Raw genomic sequence first — 22,396 nt, 5'->3', positions numbered from 1 at the left:
TTCGGGGGCCTCCCTAACACACGCACACACGTAAGCGCACGCGCATACACATACACACACGAACATAACTAAATACGCGTAAACTATATTATATACGCGCGCCTGTGTGTGGAAAAATTGTGGAGTGCATTTTCTGCATTTTTGCATTTTTCACCTCCGACAAGCTGTTCATAAAGAAAAGATTTATACGCATACTCTTCCATAATTCATCCCCTTTGCCCACGTATTCCGCTATTTTAAGGCTAAAAAGCACATTTTCTCCCGAAAAGTTTTTGTAATATCAGAGTTAATCGTATTTTTGTGTACAATTTTGGTGTAGTGATGACAGAAGAAGAAAAAAAGTTATTGAGTACCTTTGAAACGCAGCTACGGCATTTAATGTATTTGCACGATGAATTAAAGCGTGAAAATGCCGGGTTGAGAAAACTTCTTGAAAACGAAAAGTTGAAGAACGAGAAGGTGCAAGCTCAGTATGATGAATTGGAAGTCAACTATACAAACCTAAAAACAGCTACGGCAATCAGCCTTAACGGCAGCGACGTAAAAGAGACGAAGCTGCGATTGTCAAAATTAGTGCGTGAAGTCGATAAATGCATCGCTTTATTGAACGAGTAAAGAAGAAAGATGTATGAACGATAAGATAAAGATAAACCTGCAAATAGCAGATTCAAACTACCCGTTAACCATTAACCGAGAGGAAGAAGAAATGGTACGGGAAGCAGCCAAGCAGGTAAACATCAGGCTTAATGCGTACCGGGAATACTATAAAAACCTTGAACCGGAAAAGATTATTGCCATGGTAGCCTATCAGTTCTCGTTGGAGAAACTGCAATTAATGCAACGTAACGATACCACTCCGTATACGGAAAAGGTAAAAGAACTAACGGAATTGCTGGAGGATTATTTTAAGAAAGAATAATGCCACCGAGCCATTCACTGATAAAGAAAACACCACGCACTGCACAATATCCGAGCAAATGTATGCTCTGATATTTGGCGGTGCGTTTTTATTTATATAACTAAATTAATGTAAGAATGATAGCAATAATAGCAACAGCAATTGCTTGCTTCGTCGTAGGAGGAATCCTTTCATACGTACTGTTCCGGTACGTGTTGAAGTCCAAGTACGACAGTGTCCTGAAAGATGCGGAGACAGAAGCTGAAGTAATTAAGAAAAACAAATTGCTGGAAGTAAAGGAAAAATTCCTGAACAAGAAAGCTGATTTGGAGAAGGAAGTGGCACTGCGTAATCAAAAGATTCAGCAGGCGGAAAATAAACTGAAACAACGTGAAATGGTGCTCAGCCAGCGTCAGGAAGAAATCCAACGCAAAAAGCTGGAAGCCGAAGCCGTAAAGGAAAACCTGGAGGCGCAACTTGTTATCGTTGACAAAAAGAAGGAAGAACTGGACAAACTGCAACATCAGGAAATAGAAAAACTGGAAGCAATCTCCGGTCTGTCTGCCGACGAAGCAAAAGAACGTCTGGTCGAATCACTGAAAGAAGAAGCTAAAACGCAGGCACAGTCGTTTATCAACGACATCATGGATGATGCCAAACTGACTGCCAGCAAAGAAGCTAAACGGATCGTTATCCAGTCTATCCAACGGGTAGCTACCGAAACTGCCATCGAAAACTCCGTAACGGTATTCCATATCGAATCGGACGAAATCAAAGGACGTATCATCGGACGTGAAGGACGCAATATCCGTGCACTGGAAGCCGCTACCGGCGTTGAAATCGTTGTAGACGACACTCCGGAAGCAATCGTTCTTTCCGCTTTTGACCCGGTTCGCCGTGAAATTGCCCGTCTGGCTCTTCACCAACTGGTGACAGACGGACGTATCCATCCGGCACGTATCGAGGAAGTGGTGTCCAAAGTACGCAAACAGGTAGAGGAAGAAATTATCGAAACCGGTAAACGGACAACAATCGACCTTGGTATCCACGGTCTGCATCCGGAACTGATCCGTATCATCGGTAAGATGAAATATCGCTCTTCTTATGGTCAGAACTTGTTGCAACACGCCCGTGAAACAGCCAATCTCTGTGCTGTGATGGCATCGGAACTGGGACTGAACCCGAAGAAGGCAAAACGTGCAGGTTTGCTGCATGATATCGGTAAAGTGCCCGATGAAGAACCGGAATTGCCGCACGCATTGCTGGGTATGAAACTTGCCGAGAAATACAAAGAAAAACCGGATATCTGCAACGCTATCGGTGCTCACCACGACGAAACGGAAATGACCAGTCTGCTGGCTCCTATCGTACAGGTTTGTGATGCTATCTCCGGTGCACGTCCGGGCGCACGCCGTGAAATCGTAGAGGCTTACATCAAACGCCTGAACGATCTTGAACAATTGGCTATGGCTTATCCGGGTGTGACCAAGACATACGCTATTCAGGCAGGACGCGAACTCCGCGTGATCGTAGGTGCCGATAAGATCGATGACAAGCAAACTGAAAGCTTGTCCGGTGAAATCGCCAAGAAGATTCAGGACGAGATGACTTATCCGGGACAGGTGAAGATTACCGTTATCCGTGAAACACGTGCGGTCAGCTTCGCTAAATAAGTAAATATTCAAAAGAAGATTCAATACAAGGGCGAAGCAATTCGCCCTTTTTCAATTTATCATCATTCACTTCTCATGTTTGCAGCATCACGCAGCAGCATACAGTCTAAAAGTATCAGCTTATGAAAAAGTACCAATTTGAAGTCTGTGCCAATTCCGTAGAAAGCTGTCTGGCAGCACAGGCAGGCGGAGCCGACCGGGTAGAGTTATGTGCAGGTATTCCGGAAGGCGGGACGACTCCTTCTTACGGAGAGATATCGACAGCACGCGACATGCTGACAACGACTCGTCTGCATGTCATTATCCGTCCGCGGGGTGGGGATTTTCTTTATTCTCCCATCGAAGTGAGAACGATGCTGAAAGATATAGAAATGGCACGGCAGTTGGGAGCTGACGGAGTGGTATTCGGTTGTCTGACGGCAAACGGGGAAATCGACCTTCCTGTAATGCAAGAGTTAATGAAAGCCTCACAAGGGTTATCAGTGACTTTTCACCGTGCTTTTGATATATGCCGTGATCCTGAAAAGGCTTTGGAGCAGATTATCGAACTGGGGTGTAACCGTATCCTTACTTCCGGTCAGCAAGCTACTGCCGAACTCGGAATCCCCTTGCTAAAAGCATTGCAGACACAGGCTTCCGGAAGAATTATCCTGCTTGCCGGATGTGGCGTGAACGAAAAAAATATCGCCCGCATTGCTTCGGAAACCGGAATACAGGAGTTTCATTTCTCCGCACGGGAAAGCATCAAGAGCGATATGAAGTATAAAAACGAATCAGTATCGATGGGCGGCACTGTACATATCGACGAATACGAACGAAATGTAACCACCGCCCAAAGAGTGATAAATACCATTCAGGCTATAAAAAGCTGAAAACTGCGATAAACAGCGATTTATAGTCCTGCAATAGCATACCTGTTTATAAATAAGGGATAATCGTAATATAAATACCGGTAATAATAGCCGAGGTGATTACTCCTGAGATATTGGCTCCCAAGGCATCTCCCAATACGAATGAATCGGGATTGTCTTTGCTTACTATCTTTTGGGCGACCTTTGCGGTGGTAGGTACGCAACTAACGGCTGCGATACCGACCACCGGATTGTAATTTCCCCGTTTGACAATGTACATGATGTATCCTCCGATAATCCCTCCGATACCGGAAAGTAAAAGTGCGACGATACCTAATACCAGCAATTTCAGAATCTTCGGATCGAGCAACAGATGTGCATCGCAAAGTACGCCCAGCAACACTCCCAACATAAAGGTCGAGCCATAGAGCAACGGACCACTGACAAAATCATAAATATGCTTCATACCGGATTCACGAACAGCAACACCCAGAAACAGGGAGAAGAACAATGGAGAGGCAACCGGAAACAAGAAACAAAGTACTGCGCAAAGAACAGCAGAGAAAGCCAGTTTCACTTTGGCATCGTAGTTCTTCGGCGCCTTCTTAGTCACCATCTTAATGGCACGGAAACGTTTGGGCACTAATAGCTTGACCAGATATGGATACCCTCCGTACGTCAGTCCCAAATACAGGTAAGCGACTACCGTGATAGGAACAAACAAATGTTTTGCCAGAGCCAGCGAAGTAAAGAGCACCATCGGACCGTCCGCACCACCTACCATAGCAACAGATGCGCTTTCCTTTAAAGTCAGTCCGAGTGCGGAAGCGATGGGCACGGTAAGGAACGTACCGAGTTCGGCACATAAAGCAAGGAATATACTCGCAAACGGTTTCTGGAGCAGGAAGCCCACATCCAGCAAAGTTCCGATGCCCATAAAGACAAAGCAGGCTATAAGCCCGTTACTGAAAGTCAGCGTGTAGACAGGTTGCAGAAAGTCTATCTGCATCGTATTCATCAGGTCATCCGTATCCGAAAGCATCGGATCGAGGAAGAGGTTACCTAATGTACCGTCCGGCATCATCAATGTTCCGCAGTTGATGGCTACCATGCCCAATCCCATCGGAATCATAACCATAGGTTCGAGCACTCCCTTCCAACCCAGATAGATAAGTAACAAACCGAGAAGTACCAGAAAGACTCTGGCAGAAGCCAGTAACCAGCCGCTTTCCATCATTGTGCCGATACCCTGAAAGAGGGTGGCAAAATCAATATTTTCCATAAATAAATGTCATTTTATTGTTTGTTGATAGTAGATTTCTTTGTATTTTTCTTGTTGACATGCGCCAGTTCTTCTTCTTTGAGAAAGAACTCACGTGTATCCCGCGGATAATAATAATCCATCAGGTTCTCTTCCGACGCACCCGGACTTACTCCATGATAATAACCGGAATAGCCGGAAACATTCCGGTTGATTCCACGACTGAAATCTTCACGATAATCTCCTAAAGTCCCTTCGTCCGGAAGAGGCATCTGCCTGACAAGCCTTTCTACTTTCTGCCGGTGTTGTCGCCAGCGATGTAACCGCAGCAGCTCCAAACGGTGAGAACTATAAAAATCAAAAGAATCTGCCGCATAAGCAATCAGTTTGATGACTGCCGCAACAAAAAAACCGATGAGAAAGGTGAGCCCCATCATAGCGAAAGTAGATATTAATAAATCAATCATAGCAATAAAAAATATAGGTTTGATAATATAGTATTCAAAAAAAGAAGAGGCGCCCAATGGCAAATCATTATTAAATTTTAGACACACATGAAAGTTAAAATCCCATTGGGCACTCCTCATCACCCATATAGAAACAATTGGCAGATGTTATTTGCTTGAATCACTTCGGTATACATCTTTGCTTCTATACGACGTAACTCCCGTTTCACAACGAAAACACAATATCCTGATCCCTATACTTGATTGGGTATCCGGGAAATATATCACACGTTTATAGGAACAATAAATAAAAGGAGGGACAGAGAGAAAACCTCACCCTGCCAATGAAAAATAATGCAGCCTAAATAAGAATATGGGCTAATGTATAGACGTAGTATTTACACGAATATTTAGTGTAATTGACATCAAAGCAGGTATGGCTCAGACGTTCCTCCGGAAGCAACGTATTCAGTGAGCTCAATATCTGTATTATTGCAGTATTTGTATTAAATCTCAGATTCTTGAAAGGAACAATGCTTCTCGGAAAAGAGAGGTTATCAAAAATGCAGTCACTGACCTTACTGCCGTAAGTTCCGTCAGTCAGCAATGAATGAGTATCTTTACATGATTTATCGAAACCGGCAGAAGAGACACTGCAATTTGCTCCCGCATTGTATTGCATATCAATTGCCGGGACCTCAGTTTCTTTCTGAAATCCCTGCAATTCTTTATTGGAAATATGAGTAAATCCCAAAGCCAGAAATGCGCATGCTAATATGCAAAAAATGTACTTTGCCATAATTTGCTGCAAACGTAATCATTCTTTTCCAATAACAATGTATTAATGGTAAGAATTAACGATTATTGCACTCTGGCTCCTCTTTATAATCCATGTACTACTTTCATCAATTGCTCTCCCAGACCGATCGTATATCCTTGAGAAACAAAGACCACACGGTTGAAGGTATCGGCAATGATAAAGACAGGCAGGGTTGATTGATTCAACTTCATCGCATCAACAATCTGTTTTTGAATGCTGTTATCCACATCAATGCCATAAACAATGGTAGAGGGAAGATCTTTAAATTCATGCGTGTTGAACTTTTTATATTGCTCTTCCGAAGGGAAAAGAAAGACCATTTTACGTCCCCACTGTTCAAACTCGCTGCGCAAAGCTGCAATATCTCTTAAAGCATGATTGGTAGGCTCCTGCCCCACTCCGAGAACAGCAACCACAAAATAGCCGCGTCCGCAGGTTTGCAGGATACTTTGCAGGTCAGTACCTCCTACCGGACGATAAGTAGCTTCGGAATTGAAATTACCGATCACTTGCACCTGATCTTTACTTTCACGCATCACAAGGTCAACAGTAGTCGTCTTATCCGGTTCGATAGTGAAGAATGTGGTATTGGAGAGTACCGCACCACTAGCCAGGCGGGTTCCGGTCACCATCATATAATAACCTTCGTCCAGCTTTACTCCGTTTTTCAGGAGATTCGACCACGTAGCACCACCACCCATATCTACATCGCCTTCGTCATAATTGAGCAGTTGGAACGTGCCGTTCTTAAACTTGGAGATAGTGAAATGAGAATAGTATTTAGGATCGGATAAAGAACGTATCGGAGTATAGCTGGCTTTCAACATGCCGGTACAAGATTGTGTGGACTGCGAAGTCTCAAAGTTGACATCCTGCGGAGAAAGCCCATCGCTTACATATTGAACCTTCCCGGTCACTTCATCAATCCAGGCTGGTATCCCTATGCTCCGGGCAGCTGCTACGAAGAAGATATCACGGGACTTCTCATCAGCTACACGCGACTTCCATACTCCCATCGGAGAAACAGGAATCTGCTGAGAATTCAGTTCGTTATCGATCTTAATCTCTTTTCTGCACCATTCTATTAATGCTTTGGCATCATGAGCAGCATCAACAGGTGCCGATTTCAAGACTGCTTCAGAAATTGCATCATAAAGTATCTTTTTATAAGGAGTCAGCATCTCATTCGCTATGCGAGGATTGAGCAACGCCCTTTTCACCAGATCAGTGTCCGTCTTTTCTCCATCCGATGTGTTTTTCAGATGATCGTTCAGTACATCGAGTGTCACGTCACGAAGATCTTTTGCCGAGATATTCTCTAATAACCACATACCCCGCATTTCCTCCCATGAAATATGTTTTTTCTCCTTTCTGATAGCTGAAAGAAAATCCTTCAATGTCTGGTGGTTTCCGCGCGAAGCAACCAGAAAAGCTGCCAACTTATCTTTCATAGTTTCAGGTTGCAATATATTTCCGTACAGTCCGTTCACCCATTCTTTTGCCTGTTCATCTGTCATCATCGTTGCCACATATGCATTGCGGATCGAATCTTCCTGTGTCATCCGGTGGTCATTTTCCGCCCGTTGTTCAGGAGTTACTTCGGGAAGGTTAGCCCCTTCTACCGGAGGAACAATATCCATCGGAAGTGTATAGCTTTCACCTACTTTCTTATCTAAAGATAACTTCAAAGCATCTTCTTTTCCAAATGACAGTTTAGCATATCCGAATTTTCCATCCCTAGATGCCCATACCAACATATCTCCCTTGCCGGCAGTGAGGAAGGCTTTACCTTCGGCATCGGTATATTTCGTGGCTACCGTATAGAACTCAGCATAATTGTATATCTTAAATTCCACTTTTGCACCTGATACCGGATGTCCTTCCGTATCCGTCACCGTCACTGTAGCTTTGGCAGTAGGCGCATAATTGTCTATCACATTGATCTCCGTGTAATTCGGCGTTTCAAGCATAATCTCTTCCGGACCGGTATAGCGACCGAACACCTTTGTATGCATCAGCATCCCGCGACTGGCAGGAGCATTGAACCATCCGAGATTCAAAACCGGTTCAGGCTCGCAAGCTCCGAAGAAATACCACTGGCCATCCGCCCACGCTTCTACCCAGGCATGATTATCATCCGTATGTGCCCAACGGGGAGTATATACCTGCCTTGCCGGAATCCCCACCGAACGCAACGCAGCCACAGTAAATGTGGATTCTTCTCCGCAACGCCCATACGCTGTCTTCACCGATGCCAGCGGCGAACTGGTACGTGCATCACTCGGACGATAGACCACCTTTTCATGGCACCAATGATTTACTTCCAGAATAGCGTCCTTCATGGACAGATGCTTCACCCTATCCTTTAATTCTCCATAAAACACCCGACGCGAGTCATCCAAATTCTCATTATTCACCCGGATAGGCAACACAAAATGCCGGAACAATTCATCCGGAATCAGATCTCCCCAAGGCATCTCAGTACGCGTCTGCCCGGACAAACGAACATTCTCCAAATAATAATCTCCTGAATAATCCGTCACATCCCCTATCGGCATATAAGCATAGAGAAACATCAGAGCTTCCTGCTCATATACAGACAAGTCAGGATTCGAAAAAACAGTAAACAGGTCTCCATGAGGAAGTGCCTGCTTTTTCTGTTCAAAGTCTTCGGTCACTTGATTCCGATAATTCTCTTCTTTCAGAAAATGAGCATTGTTGCAGGCATACAGCACAACAGACAGGATAAGAACGGATAAAAGATGAATGAATGTCTTCATAAAAGTGTTTGGTTTATTTTAGATAATAAGATTGCTGACTCACAAAAGTACAAGAATATTTTCTGAATGCCTAGATAAGTATATAAAAATGTGACAGATAAGAATAATATTGTCATCGGGGAAAGAGGACGGGAAAATTGTAACAGGTTTGTAACATCTCCGTGTCCGAACCTCTCATAAAAAGAAAATTCATAAGAAAAAGAAGATTTTTATGTTTTACAGCATATAATTCAAAAACATTTTGTATCTTTGCAGTGTTAATAAAGAAAACAAGATGTAAAACCGCTCTTCAAAACGTGGAGGGCAAAAAAAGAGGAAACAAATTATGAAAAAGAATGCAAATGAAAAAATCATGATGTTACAGTACCGTATCAAACGTTATCAAGCAATGGGAAACGGTGCAATGTGCCAAACCTTGAATGGTAAACTTCAAAAACTGCTGACGAAGCAGCCTGCCATGTAATTAAACACACTAATATATATCATGAAAAGAGCGGAGCAACCACACTGGTTCTCCGCTCTTTCTTTTTATTTCTTCTTCAAAGTCACATCACTGATTTCTACTACACCACCCTTATTCTGTCCAAGAATAGCCACGTAACAGTCTTTCAGGATAGCAGCGTCATCATCCGTATCGGACACTTCCAGAGCAGGATTTGATTTTTTGCTGCTGATTGCATTTACTACCTGTCCCATATCATAGTAAACAACGACCTTTGTCCATTTGTCGGCATCTTTAATCTTGAAGTTGTACTGTGCCCCAGAAGCGTTAGGCTGGGCGTCAGCATCATAATCCCTGCGCATGAAAAAAGTGGTGTTCAGTTTACCGTTATCATTTTTTTCCTCATTCGTCTGCTTGATATATACACTGACCGGAGTTCCTGCCTCCTTTGCTTTTGCATAGAAAGTCAGCACGTAGATACCTTTCTCCAAGCCATCTGTAATACGTTGACCAAGAAATGCTTTATACCAGGATGTATTCTTCTCAGCACCCGAATTATCTATTTTCATCGCGTTCGGATACTTGGCATCTCCAGTCTGCTCCCAAGCGATTGTTGTTACTCCGTCCGCCTCATTATTCATAATGAACCACTCACCAGCCGTAGCCTTGCTAGGATTGGTTACCTTGTTCGTTACTTCCGTAGCAAACTTTTCATTTTTGATCAGATTCTGCGCACTGATGCTTACTCCTGCGATAGCCAAAAGACTAACTAATAATACTTTTTTCATCTTACTGCGATTTAATTGTTTATACGTTATTTCTTATTTTCACTCTGCTTGCTGAATCCTATTTAATTTGTTGAATAACAAACTTATAATTTCCAGTTTCTTTCTTTTCGTTTGTTTTTAGTGTGATGCGATAAATCTCCTTACCCCATACATTAGAGAGGCGCGGATCGTCCAATTGGATTGTTTCCAGTTCGGCTTTGAACAGGGTCGGATAGTCCAGTTCCACTTTCTGCCCCTTTACTTCAATCTGAATTTTGCCCTGTGAAGGGAAAGTGACATTGCCCCAAGTCATGAAATTCACCTGATTGGGAGCTACGGCCTCTTCCAGCGTGTAGCTGTCGGTGATCGTCAGTTTCCGGTCATCCAGTGTATACGACCGGATCCAGTTTTTCACTTTTGCTTCCGACGGATAGGCGGCAGCAATATCAGTGGAAAAGACACGTTTCTTTTCATTGCAAGTGGTATTTGTCGCTTTATATTCCTGTCCGTATTTCTGCGGTATACCATTAATCATCGGCAGATTATGATAATTACTCTGCATTGTCCAGATGGTGTAACGGTCTTTACCGAAAGTCTGCTTAGTATATGTACCTACCCCTGCATCAAGGATTACGGGAATGGTATTCACATATAAGGAAAACGTTCCCACATCATTATGATTATGACTTTCGTTATTGAATCCGCCTTTGGCAGCCACGAACATTCCATTCTTATTCTTCATGTAACAGAACTCCGTCTCGGGATACCAAGTCACGTCCGGCATATCATGCTTTGGAGTCTCTTTGGCAAGATCATTGCAGCAAAGCAGAGACTGGAGCGAGCGGAATGCATCGTTTCCCATGGTCGCGTACGGTTTTCTACCATTCAGCAGATAAGCGGCAAAATGCATCATTTCATTGCTGTTTACCGCTTTACCAAAACGATAGATCAGTAGAGGATCGCCACCACCTTGCGCGGAAGCATCGGCAAAGTTCACCACCCAACCATTACCGACATAAGAACGGGACATATACTCTCCCATACGCCGGATCATCGGTTCATTCAACAGGGATATTTTACCACCTGTACCATCAGAAAGTATTTGCAAATAATCATAAAGTTTACCTGCCGCGTGTCCCCAATAAGAAGTCCCTTCTTCGCAAGCGCCGTCAGACTTCACAAAGTTGATAAACTTATCTACCGATTTCATCGAACGGTATACAGCTTTTGCCAAACGGTCTTTATTGTTCTCCATCAAAAGGAAACACTGCAAAGCATTGGAGTTGCACCAAGGATTCCAGTTATTGATAATCTCACCCGGTTGCCAGTTGAACGCCATCCACCACATATCGTCATCGTTCATATAAGGGTCGAGGATACGTTCCTTAATAGCTTTGCGCATTTGCAGAGAAACCACCGGATTGATTTTGTCGAAAGGCTTACGGAAGAAATAGTGCACCCAAGCCATCAATGCACCATATCCGCCGGAACCAAGATCAATGATCTGTTCGCGGAAATCAGGAAGAGAACGTTTGCTGCTTTGCCGGGGCAGGTGAGCAGACAGTACCCATGAATTCATTTCGCAACTCATGTAAGCCCCGTTGAGTAGCTGATCGATGAAGCGTCCTTTGCCTTCCGCCAGTTCTGCCAGCATCAGCGTATTCAATGCCTGACGATTGGCGTCATAGGGAACTTCCATGATTTTACGATTACCGGTCCGCTCATATTCAAGATAGGCGGTGGCAGGAATCAGTTGCCATTTGTAGTCGAGGAGCTTCTCGCCTGCCGCGATAAGACGCTGCTTGTTGGACCCCATCAATGAGTCCCAAGCGGCACGGTCAGTATAGGCCGGATAAGGTACCCATGCCTGTTTCATTACCAGCACATTCTTCAACGTAGTTTCATCTGCCGCTTTTTGCAGCATATCGCGTTCTGTATAGGCATTGGCTTTGAAAGAGAAACTTCCAAAGGTAGCTAACAGAAAAACACAAATTAAATGCTTCATTCGATTCATGGTATTTTGTTCGTTTAAGTATGGCAAAGATAACGCATCTCTCAAAAAGTAAGGTGAGCAAATCATACGAACCTCATGACAAAAAAGTACAGACTTCAAAAAAAGTACATCCAGAAGCTCTCAGCCCTCTCGTGAAACAGACGCTCTGTTCAAAGCAAACAGACCTTCTATTTAGGGCAAACAGAGCCTTCATTCAGAGTAAACAGAGGTTCCGTTTGAAAAACATCCTGTTGATTATAAACAGAAACTTCATTTGAGCTTCTATAAAATTTCCACCGATGGTAAAACCTGAACTTTATTCCCAATCGCTAAACTCAAAACTGAGCTGCTCCCAAACTCCATGTTGTTCATCCGCCTCCTCTTTCGGATTGGAAACAGAAAGCCCGATCAAGCGGATAGGATGCTGTTCGTACTCCACACTTTTCAATAACTCTTTAGCGAGTGGAAGTATGCGATCTAATGTATACAGCTCCTGCGACTGCGTAATACTTCGGGTTATCTGACTAAAATCATGAAACTTAATCTTCAGAGTCAATGTATTTCCTTTAAACTCTTTACGTTGAAGACGTTCTATTAATTCTACCGCTACATGATACAATTCGATGATAACGGAAGAGTGAACCGATATATCTCTTTCCAGCGTTCGTTCACAACCGATAGACTTCCGAATACGAACTGCCTCAACCGGACGCTCGTCAATCCCCCGCGAACATTCATAATAGAGCGCCCCCACCTTTCCAAAGTGGGCCGTCAGCATTTCGAGCGAGCATTTACGTAATTGAAGACCATTGTGAATACCAAGCAAATGCATCTTCTTTGCTGTCACAGGTCCTACTCCCCAAAAAGATTCGATCGGAAGTCCGGCGATGAAGTCCAGCGCCTGGTCAGGATGTATGGTACATAGTCCGTCCGGTTTCCGATAGTCCGATGCAATCTTTGCAAGAAATTTATTATAGGAGACTCCGGCAGATGCGACCAAGTTCAACTGTTCCCGGATACGAAGTTTTATCTCCTTTGCAATATCAACTGCCAGAGAGATTCCTTTCTTATTCTCCGTAACATCCAAAAAGGCCTCATCCAAAGACAGAGGCTCAATTATATCGGTATACTCATGAAAGATTTCGTGTATCTGACGGGAGACGGACTTATAAACATCCATTCTTCCGGATACAAAAATAAGCTGGGGACATAAACGTTTCGCCTTCTGAGAAGACATGGCGGAACGGACCCCGTAACGACGGGCTTCATAACTGGCTGCTGCCACAACTCCCCGCTCCTCGGCATGTCCCACTGCCAAGGGTTTGCCACGAAGTTCCGGATGATCACGCTGTTCTACAGAAGCGTAGAAGGCGTCCATATCGATATGTATTATCTTACGCTGAAACACTTGTATTCAAATTCCATAGCAAACTTACTATAATTTTCCGAATAAACAGCCTCTAAAATAATACGCGCCTATTTTTTTAGAAGCACAGGACATAAAAAAGATTCGATATCATAGCGATTCCATTTCTAATAATACTATATTTGTATATTGTTATCTATAATCTATCAACAGGAAAATATTTGAAATACAAACCATAAAGTAAATTTAGTATTATGAAAAAACTACTATTCTATTTATTCATTCTATGCAGCACTTCCATAGTTGCTCAAAATGGAATTACTTTTGAAGTTGAACAACTCTCCAAGCCCGAAAAATTATATCCCGTGACTTCCCCTGATGAAATCTACAGATATCTGATGCTATTTGACAATGAATCAACCATTCGAATTACAGAAAAAGACATCTGGAAACCTCCATTTAATGTAATAGCCAAGAGTGAATCTCCTGACAGTTTATTATACTTCGGGTATAATTCTTTTTTCTGCGGTATGTATCAGGCTTATGCAGATCATAGGCCGTTCGTTTTATCTCCGGATATGATTTGGCTACTGATTAATCAAGGTTTTGCCCAACATGTGAATGCCAACCATGAGTCTTTGAGAAAATATTTTGTAAATTTCTCCGGAAAGGAATCTTTAATTGTACAATCCCATAAGAAACTGAAAGACCCGAGTCTTTTATGGGAAGAAATTTTCCCGCAGTTTACGGAACAGATAAGAAAAGAGGTAGGAGGCCATTTGGTTGAAACACTCACTTGTAATTTCTCTACAACGACCTCTTTGGAAAAGACTGTTTCTGAAATAACAATAATGGAAACGGTAAAATCATACTTCGAGTTTATCACCATAATGATTGTTTGCGGTATTCCGGAAATCACGCTTGAAGGGACACCACAAGACTGGGAAAAAGTTTTAAATAAAGCCAGAGGACTAAAAGAATATAAACTCGAATGGTGGATTTCACAACTTGAACCTCTTTTGGAGGAGTTTGTGAAGGCATCAAAAGGAACAATAAACCAAGAGTTTTGGCGCAATATGTTTAAATGTCATTCGCCAAAGTCATGCGGAGCTCCCGAGACTTTTGATGGATGGATCATTAAATTCTTTCCTTACGACAATGAGGGGAAAAGAAATAATCTAAAACAGATTGTGGGTCGTAAAAAGCTTCCGAGCGAGATAGTAAAAGTTGATTTAAAGTATATTGAAGCATACAATGACACCGTAATTGAAACACCACTGGAGTTGTGGTCCGGTTTCATCGGACTCAAACAAAACAATGAGAATTTTGCACTGAGACCACAAATTGGCTGGATGGTCAAAAAGAAAAACACAGACAACACCGGACTCATAAACAGATTGAAAGCCGATGCCAAAGGCAGGGGTATCAACCTTAGAGTGAAAGAGTTCCCTTCCGTCCTGCTGAAACTTGAAGAAATAAAACAGTTGGAGCTTACCTTTATTAATGAAATTGATATACCGGACGAACTGTCAAAAGTGAAAATCGAAAGGTTGAAGCTATCCGGCAGAATTACTAAAGAAGAGATGCAACGTATCAAAACTTTATTTCCCAATACCGACATTAAGATAAACGGAAGTAGAATATAACAAAAATATTACCGAGTAATTCACAGAAACATAAAAGAAATAATCAGGATTTCATATAAATAAAAAATAGGGGCTGAATTCTGCATTGAGAATTCAGCCCCCGCTATTTAATCTACCTAGAAAACAAACCTATATTTATTCAAGCCGAACCCTCATATCTACTACCGTCGGCTCTACAAAAGACTGACTACCACCGGTTTCACCACGCAAACCATTATTGGAAGTTGCGTCATTATGATTCGGTGACTGGTCGAGCACATACCACACTCCGTCCCGTTGTTCGATATCTTCTCCATTCAGTTTCCAATAACCGACCAGACCATCTGAACCTGAATCGACAAACATCATATTTTCACGAATCTGATTCGCAGTACGGGCTACCGACCATAAACGAACCTCACTCATAAATCCGTTCCATTTACGATTCCGGTCATAGTCATAAGCATAACCGATGCAGAAACGTTCGTTCAAGTCGAATGTCAGTGAGCCTACCGTCTTTTCTGCTATTTTCTCTCCATTGAGATAAAGAGTAGCCATTCCCGCAGAAGCATCGTAAGTGAACGCTACATGATACCACTGATTCAACAGGAATATAGATACATCGGGCATCTGAAGTGCAACACTTCCGGCCATTTGAAGCTCGTTATCAGGATGATTCAAGTCACCGGTACGCATAATCAAAGTACCTTCATTGCCCATAATGGTGCCCAGATTCTTCCAACGTTCGGCATAAACCAATGCTTCGTAGGTGACAGAACCCATTGTTTTATAAGCAGTCGGCAGACGTACATCAAGCCAGCCCGGATTGATACGGTATACCTTATCAATAATAATTGGTTTCCTTACTACAATATAAGTAACGCTCGAACTGCTTATCTTTTCAATGTCCGTACTGTTCACTATTACAGGCAGAATATACGTTACCCCGTCTTCCCCCTTGGTAATGTTCTTTACCGACAATCCGCAGGGATCAGCATACAGTTCGCCTGCTTTAATGGTCGAAGAAGTTCCTGTCATTTCATAGTTATCAGTCGCCAGAAGCTGTCCGGTCGTCCCGTGTTTATGATTGTAGTCATCCACAAGGTCCTGCCCTCCTACCTGATAGTTCACATTTACATTACTCTTCACCATCGTTGAAAGCCGCGACACCAATTCGCACTCGTAGGTATCCGCTTCAACTTCCACTCTTATCACATTACTTTCAAAGTAAAGTTTCGGTTCCAACAGATCGCTTTCGCTGTCGTTGCAACCCACACTAGAGAAAGACAATGCAACTAGTGCACCTGCATATAAGATTTTGATACGTTTCATTGCTGTTCTGTATTTTTATTAGATTGATTGTCCATATATTCCTGATAAGCCTGCAGATTGATCTGTATAGCATGACGCACAAAATTGTAATCACGGGCATTATCATAGTCATTATCAAGTCGGAAAGCACCGACGCCACCTTTCGGACCATTGGCATGGTTATAAGCAGCCTGAGTCAAAAGTACACCACCGGTAGTCCAGGATGACTCAAAGTTCTCTGTAAAGATGTGCTTACGATAGTCGTAATATTCTCCACACCAGCTTTGCAAGGTACTCACTCTTCGATCGAGATTGGAGTCACCATATGCCTGAGTGATGAAATAGTCAAAATAAGGAGCAGATTCTTTGTTAGAGTTCCATATTTCACCGTCAATCATAAAATAGTAGTACTTACCATTCGGACGCTCGGTTGCCATCGGACCAAAGTATTTTCCTATCTCTTCTACCAGATAATGCAGAAACTCACCACGCGGACCACCTCTGCGGTCTTTCAGACTGCCTACATATCTTCCGCCGTCACCACCGTTATCGGGTTCCCAGTCAATGTCCAGACCATCATAATCAGTCGCAACAATCGTGTCTACCAATGCTTTGGCATAACGTTGAATGGCTGCGATATGGTCTTCAGCACCTTTCTCTCCACTGGTAAATCCCCAATAAGCTTCTGTTGCCTTATTGACCAGTTCCGTGATTTCCTCACTGGAAGCATTCGGGTTTTCCGCCTGTACTTTTTCTGAAACGGAAGCAGGCGTAATACCAGTTCCAATATTATGCAGAATGTAACAAACCGTGATCTTACCGCCTTTCTTCTTTTGGAAAATCTCCTTATCAGCCAGTTTCGCTTCATTCAAGCCGAATGGACCACTCCACATCGATACCATGTCGATGCTGTCCGGCAAAGAAGCCAAATATCCTTTACGAATAGGTCCCTCGGGAGACCAGTTGCTGAACCATCCGAAGAAAATAGGACGTCCGTAACCCTGACTGGTTGCCTTCCATGCACGAAGATCGGCATAATACTGTGCACTTTCTTCATTGTCCATCGTGTTGTAACCGCCGATATGTTCAAAGTCCTTGCTCTCTATATCGACACACGACGCAATCATTATCCCTATAACAGGAAGTATATATAATAATCGTCTTAACATTTTCATATGAATCATAGTTTAATAGATTTTATTTTTACAATCCCACCACAACTGAGTAGTTGCTTTGTCTTTATCAAGACCGCCCAAGAGCTTCAATGCTTCTTCATAATTGGCTCTATCCTCTGCCGACTGATAGAAACTTACAGGATACACCATACGACGAATACCACCTTCACGAGTAACGCCCTGTCCGCGGTTGGTCTGCACCTGATTCAGTTTCGGATAACCGGTTCTTCTCCACTCAGTCCATGCTTCGTGACCGTTCGGATACAATGCAATCCACTTTTGGATCATGATCTTCTCCAGTTTTTGTTCCGTTCCACCGCTGAATGCGGGTGTTGCAGTAGTAGGAGCCGCAGCATTGTAACTGTAATAGGAGGCTCTCATATTATGGGCAATCGGAGTCAATCCGAAAGCCAGATAGTCGTCTACAGACGAACTGATACCATTTTCATCAAATGACGTGGCAACTCCTTGTTCGTACAGTGCTTCCGCATCACCAAATTCGCTTCCCCATCTCAACGCAGCCTCAGCTCTCAGGAAATAAACTTCGGAAGCACGCATCCAGTAAGTCGGAGTATTCGAGGTAATATTGGGCTTGGAGAAATCGGTATAAATCGTATTCTGCTGATTGGCATTGCCGGGAGGCACCGCCTGATAGTTTTTTCCATCAAAAGCCGCTACCGCATACGCACTGGGAGAAGCTTCAAAATAAGCACTCAAACGCGGGTCCTGATAGCCCAACAAATAAGAAAACATGGAAGAGCCCATGCGGCACTCATTGTATTGATTGGCCAGCCAATCGATGTTGTTACGAAATACCATTCCGGCTCCGGTGCTCATCTGTGCCTCGTCCGATTTGGAAGTCATCACTCCAAACGGATGATTCAAAGCCTGACGGGCATATTTCTGTGCAGTCGTTTCGTCCGCATAACTGATACGCATTGCCAGACGCAACATCAGCGAATTGGCGTATTTCACCCATTTTCTCGTATCACCGGCATATACGGCATCATAATCGGCAACAATAGTTGCCCCTTGTTCCGCTCTCACTGTCAAGGCTTCGATAGCGGCCGTCAGATCGGCAAACATGGCATTGAATGCAACTTGCTCGCTGTCGAAAGGTATCACCAGTGCAGGTTCTCCTGCATGGGTGTAAGGAATGGGACCGAAAGACTCAAGCGTTTTGTGCCAAGCAGATATTTTCAGAATCTGAGCCAAAGCAAAGATTTCCGGTGTTTCGTTCTTTTCGGATTCTTGTTTTATCTTTTTCCAGGAAGACAGCAGTGTCGTATATGAGTTGGTATAGGTAGCCGCCACCCAATTGTCCTGTAAGTAATAGGTAGTATTGTTGCTACCACTATACCAGTTATTATTCTGTCCGAAAAATCCGCTCCACGAATCGGCTGACAGATTGTATGCAACCTGATACTGGTTGATGGCCTCCGTATCGTCAGCCTGAGTTCCTACGGTGATTACAGCTCTTTGCATCGCCATAACAGCACCTCCGACAGCAACACCATCTCTTATACCCATTTCGTCGGTCATCTCGAACGGATTGGTGTTTAACTCTTCGAAGTCACAAGCAGTAAAGAGCGACAAAGCGCAAATTCCTGCTAATAGTTTATATTGATTTATCTTTTTCATGGGTCAGTTATAATTTAAATTTAATACCGAAACCGAAACTTCTCACACTCGGCTGCATAAAATAGTCATTACCTTGACCGTAAGTTCCTACGGACGGAGTCAGTTCCGGATCGTGCGGAGCTTTGCTATAGAGCATCCAGGGGTTATTGGCAATGAATGACAAAGTAACATCTTTCAGCACATTCTTAAACCAAAGGTCGGGGAACCTGTAACTCAAAGTCAGCTCTTGCAGACGGATATTGGTTGCACTATACACATAATATCCGGAAGTGGTATAGTCACCCGTACCTATCAGCTGATAATACGATTGCGCATCCACTCTCCCTTGTCCGGGCAGTAAGACACCGCCTGCATCGCGTGCTTCGGCAGATGCTTTGGATACTCCGAAGCGATCGAGAATAGCTTGGGTAGAGGAAGTTACCACACCACCAAAACGTCCGTTAATCAGGAAGCTGAGTCCGAATCCTTTGTATGACAGCGAGTTGCTCCATCCTAGATTAAAGTCCGGTGACGTCTTGCCCAAGAAAACGGGTTCACCTTGTTCGAGTCCGTACGAACCGTCTTGCTTGATTTCAACATACCCCTGACTGTCTTTCTTCAGGAAAGTATTGGCATATATATCGTTGATGCTGCCGCCTACTTTTAATATAACGCGTCCGTTGTCTTTCCTTACTTCGGGTACGTTGATGGGCTCGGGGCTCATGTCAGTACGATAGTTTTCCACCATTTCTTTGATTTCATTGACATTGCGCGAGAAGGTCAGATTGGAGGAGAAGCTAAAGTCTCCGAAACTGTCTCTGTATCCCAACGATGCTTCCCAACCGTGATTTTGCACATTACCAGCCTGCAAATAGATTTGTTTGTAACCCGAAAATTCCGGTAAATCGCCAATAAAGGTCTGATTGTATGTATTCGATTTATAGTAAGTAACTTCGGCACTCAGTTTATTCCATAAACGTACACTCAATCCCAATTCATAAGAACGGGTACGTTCTGCCTTGAAATCAGTAAAAGGATAGATGCCTGTGGGAGCCAGTGCACCACCGATAATCGGAGTGGTCACAGTTCCCGGAGTAAGTCCCGACTGTGATACCGGAGAACCGACTTCCGTATAAGACCCGCGTACCTTTAAATAGGAAATGAACTCGGGCAGTTTCACCATTTCAGAGATAATACCGGACAGACCTACCGAGGGATAGAAAAAGGATTCTTCGCTGGTGTTTACCAACCGGGAGTTCCAGTCATTACGACCTGTCAATGTAAGATAAAGCATACTTCTCCAGCCCAGTTCGACGTTGGCAAAGATAGCGTGATTACGTACGCGACTGTCACCTCCGTCTTCCGAGATACGACCGTTGGAAGGGTCGATGTTGCTGGCGGCAAACAGGTTTGTTACTCCGAGCAAGGTTCCTTTGTAGCCTCTTGCCAGCGACCAGTAGTTAGAGTAGCTATAACCCAAGTTGGCAGAAATATTAAAATCGTTGAACTGCTTGTTGATATTTAACATAAAGTCGGCATACTCCTGACGGTCTTTGTAATTGCTGTAATCATACAGACCTTTCTTTCCTTCGGCAAATTTCTGATCGGAAGTAGCATAAACCTTACGTTCAAACTGAACATGAGTATCGTCCATACGATAACGTCCGGCAAGATTCATCCAGTCGGTGATCTTATAGCTCAGACCGACATTAAACATATAACGGCTCTTCTCGTTCGTTGCGATGTTGCGATAAGCAGTCCAGTACGGATTCTGCGAACCATAGGTTGCATCGGCAATCGGCCAATACTGTATCGGAATATTGCGGCTCTGGTCATAACGCTCGAAAGTCTTGATATCTTCGAAGTCTTCTCCACGGGGGAAAAGGTAGGCAGAAATCACCGGATTCCAGTATTGTCCCTGCGATACCATGTTTTTATCTTCCTGTTTCACATAGGACGCTCCTAAATCCAACTGCAATTTATCGTCCAGAAAAGTGGCTGTATTGCGAATGGTGAAGTTCAGACGGTCATAAGAATTGTTGGGAACAATACCTTTTGAATTGGTGGATGAAACCGAAGCAAAAGTTTGATTCTGCTTTGTACCGGTAGACAAGGTCAACGAGTTGATAAAGTTGGTTCCGGTGTTGAAGAAATCACTCTTGGGATCATACGAATTCGGACGGGCCAGTTTGTCACCCCAGCTTTCGAACATACCTTCTTTATTTCCATACGTGTTCTGGAATTCGGGCACCATGTACGCTTTGCTGAATTCGGATGAAGAAGAAAATGATATCTGTAATTTGCCTTCCTGTCCTTTCTTAGTAGTAATCAGAACGACACCATTTGCCGCACTACTACCATACAAAGCAGCAGCCGAAGGTCCGCTCAGAATAGAGATACTCTCGATATCTTCCGGATTGAAATCAGCAATACCTTCCGTTCCGGCTTTGCCTTCACCCATGATACCACTATCTGTGTTTCCCATATTAGTATTAAACAAAGGGATACCGTCTACTACATACAGTGCATTGTTGTCGCCTTCGATAGATTTAGCGCCACGCATAACGACACGCGTCGCACCACCGACACCACTACCACTCTTGTTGATACTTACACCGGCTATCTTACCATTCAGTGAATTGATGAAGTTGGCATCTTTAATGCCGGTTATATCCTCGCTTTTTATCTGCTGCACATTGTAAGACAGTGCCTTTTCTGCCCGCTTGATACCCAATGCCGTCACGACTACTTCGTCCAGCACTTCCGTATCTTGTTTCATTGTAATCGGGTAAAAGTCCTTATTGGAAACAGCAATCAGTTGAGTTGCATATCCTATATAAGATATTTTCAAACGGGCATTACCGGGACTTTTAATCGAAAAGTTTCCGTCAAAGTCTGTAATCGTCCCTGTAGAACTGCCGTCCACAGAGATATTTACTCCGATCAGGGGTTCACCATTCTCATCGGTTACTTTCCCTTTGATATCTTTGACAGATTGTGCAGCTGCCGGTTTCTTCTCCGTAACTATAATATAATTACCTTGAATCTGATAAGAGAAACCTGTTCCTTTCAAGATTGCGTCGAGTGCAGTAGTCACCGATACGTCTTCCAAGTTAAGATCGGCAATTTTCTTTCCCTTCAATTCGGAATCACTATAATTTATAGACATCTTCGACTGTCTTTCCACAGTTTTCAATGCATCTACTACAGTGATATCTTTCTGCTGGATAGTAATTTTACTATCACTTTGAGCAAAAGCAAGGGTCTGCATCAATAATAGACCTAAAAAAATGAGAAAGACTCGCTTTTGAACAACATTATCTGCTCTTTTTTCGTAAATTTGTAGCATCTTTTTAGTATTAGTTAAT

At 43.4% G+C, this 22,396-nt stretch carries 17 protein-coding genes; 6 read left to right on the top strand and 11 right to left on the bottom strand.

All coding sequences use genetic code 11. From position 1 onward, the window contains the following. Positions 1 to 321 precede the first annotated feature (321 nt). The 4 genes from BT_RS22290 (at position 322) to BT_RS22275 (ending at position 3,443) form a co-directional block, all read left to right on the top strand. A complete protein-coding gene (locus BT_RS22290; RefSeq protein ID WP_011109256.1) occupies positions 322 to 615 on the top strand; it encodes a hypothetical protein in 294 nt (97 codons plus the stop codon). A 13-nt stretch (positions 616 to 628) separates the two neighbouring features. After that, the gene (locus BT_RS22285) at positions 629 to 919 is read left to right on the top strand and encodes a cell division protein ZapA (RefSeq protein WP_008760084.1); all 291 of its coding nucleotides are present in this window, start codon (positions 629 to 631) and stop codon (positions 917 to 919) included. 116 nt (positions 920 to 1,035) lie between these two features. After that, a complete protein-coding gene (gene rny, locus BT_RS22280; protein ID WP_008760083.1) occupies positions 1,036 to 2,571 on the top strand; it encodes a ribonuclease Y in 1,536 nt (511 codons plus the stop codon). A 122-nt stretch (positions 2,572 to 2,693) separates the two neighbouring features. Continuing rightward, positions 2,694 to 3,443, top strand: a complete 750-nt coding sequence (locus BT_RS22275; protein ID WP_011109255.1) for a copper homeostasis protein CutC — start codon at positions 2,694 to 2,696, stop codon at positions 3,441 to 3,443. Between the two features lie 46 nt (positions 3,444 to 3,489). On the opposite strand, the gene BT_RS22270 is transcribed toward BT_RS22275, so the two are convergent. The 4 genes from BT_RS22270 to BT_RS22255 form a co-directional block, all read right to left on the bottom strand. Continuing rightward, complete coding sequence (locus BT_RS22270) at positions 3,490 to 4,704, bottom strand: sodium ion-translocating decarboxylase subunit beta (RefSeq protein ID WP_011109254.1); 1,215 nt, start codon at positions 4,702 to 4,704, stop codon at positions 3,490 to 3,492. A gap of 14 nt (positions 4,705 to 4,718) precedes the next feature. After that, a complete protein-coding gene (locus tag BT_RS22265) occupies positions 4,719 to 5,150 on the bottom strand; it encodes a hypothetical protein (protein WP_048696877.1) in 432 nt (143 codons plus the stop codon). A 340-nt stretch (positions 5,151 to 5,490) separates the two neighbouring features. Then, a complete protein-coding gene (locus BT_RS22260; protein ID WP_011109252.1) occupies positions 5,491 to 5,928 on the bottom strand; it encodes a hypothetical protein in 438 nt (145 codons plus the stop codon). Positions 5,929 to 6,011: 83 nt separating this feature from the next. Next, entirely contained in the window at positions 6,012 to 8,729 is a 2,718-nt protein-coding gene (locus BT_RS22255) for a transglutaminase domain-containing protein (RefSeq protein WP_011109251.1), read from the bottom strand. Between the two features lie 325 nt (positions 8,730 to 9,054). On the opposite strand from BT_RS22255, the gene BT_RS24410 reads away from it, so the two are divergent. Beyond that, a complete protein-coding gene (locus BT_RS24410; protein WP_008764567.1) occupies positions 9,055 to 9,192 on the top strand; it encodes a hypothetical protein in 138 nt (45 codons plus the stop codon). A gap of 65 nt (positions 9,193 to 9,257) precedes the next feature. On the opposite strand, the gene BT_RS22250 is transcribed toward BT_RS24410, so the two are convergent. The 3 genes from BT_RS22250 to dinB form a co-directional block, all read right to left on the bottom strand. Next, complete coding sequence (locus tag BT_RS22250) at positions 9,258 to 9,959, bottom strand: DUF4627 domain-containing protein (RefSeq protein WP_008760077.1); 702 nt, start codon at positions 9,957 to 9,959, stop codon at positions 9,258 to 9,260. Between the two features lie 58 nt (positions 9,960 to 10,017). Further along, the gene (locus tag BT_RS22245; protein ID WP_011109250.1) at positions 10,018 to 11,952 is read right to left on the bottom strand and encodes a heparinase II/III domain-containing protein; all 1,935 of its coding nucleotides are present in this window, start codon (positions 11,950 to 11,952) and stop codon (positions 10,018 to 10,020) included. A gap of 295 nt (positions 11,953 to 12,247) precedes the next feature. Next, positions 12,248 to 13,339, bottom strand: coding sequence for a DNA polymerase IV (dinB, locus tag BT_RS22240; RefSeq protein ID WP_008760075.1), 1,092 nt, complete (start codon positions 13,337 to 13,339; stop codon positions 12,248 to 12,250). Between the two features lie 212 nt (positions 13,340 to 13,551). Between dinB and BT_RS22235 the strand changes: the two genes are divergently transcribed. Then, positions 13,552 to 14,943 (top strand): DUF4419 domain-containing protein, encoded by a 1,392-nt coding sequence (locus tag BT_RS22235; protein WP_011109248.1) that lies wholly within the window; start codon positions 13,552 to 13,554, stop codon positions 14,941 to 14,943. Between the two features lie 135 nt (positions 14,944 to 15,078). Here BT_RS22235 and BT_RS22230 read toward each other — a convergent pair whose 3' ends face one another. The 4 genes from BT_RS22230 to BT_RS22215 are packed head-to-tail and all read right to left on the bottom strand — an operon-like array spanning position 15,079 to position 22,377. Continuing rightward, the gene (locus tag BT_RS22230; RefSeq protein ID WP_011109247.1) at positions 15,079 to 16,254 is read right to left on the bottom strand and encodes a DUF1735 and LamG domain-containing protein; all 1,176 of its coding nucleotides are present in this window, start codon (positions 16,252 to 16,254) and stop codon (positions 15,079 to 15,081) included. After that, entirely contained in the window at positions 16,251 to 17,408 is a 1,158-nt protein-coding gene (locus BT_RS22225) for a glycoside hydrolase family 18 (RefSeq protein WP_172461648.1), read from the bottom strand. The genes BT_RS22230 and BT_RS22225 overlap by 4 nt, the downstream gene beginning before the upstream one ends. Before the next feature lie 12 nt (positions 17,409 to 17,420). Next, positions 17,421 to 19,049: a SusD/RagB family nutrient-binding outer membrane lipoprotein gene (locus BT_RS22220; protein ID WP_011109245.1), complete on the bottom strand. Its 1,629-nt coding sequence runs from the start codon at positions 19,047 to 19,049 to the stop codon at positions 17,421 to 17,423. Positions 19,050 to 19,056: 7 nt separating this feature from the next. Then, the gene (locus BT_RS22215) at positions 19,057 to 22,377 is read right to left on the bottom strand and encodes a TonB-dependent receptor (protein WP_008764559.1); all 3,321 of its coding nucleotides are present in this window, start codon (positions 22,375 to 22,377) and stop codon (positions 19,057 to 19,059) included. Positions 22,378 to 22,396: the final 19 nt, after the last annotated feature.

Origin of the sequence: Bacteroides thetaiotaomicron VPI-5482 (genome assembly GCF_000011065.1) — a bacterium.
In the GTDB taxonomy this organism is placed as follows: Bacteria; Bacteroidota; Bacteroidia; order Bacteroidales; family Bacteroidaceae; genus Bacteroides; species Bacteroides thetaiotaomicron.
This window is presented reverse-complemented; position numbering and strand designations above follow the sequence as displayed.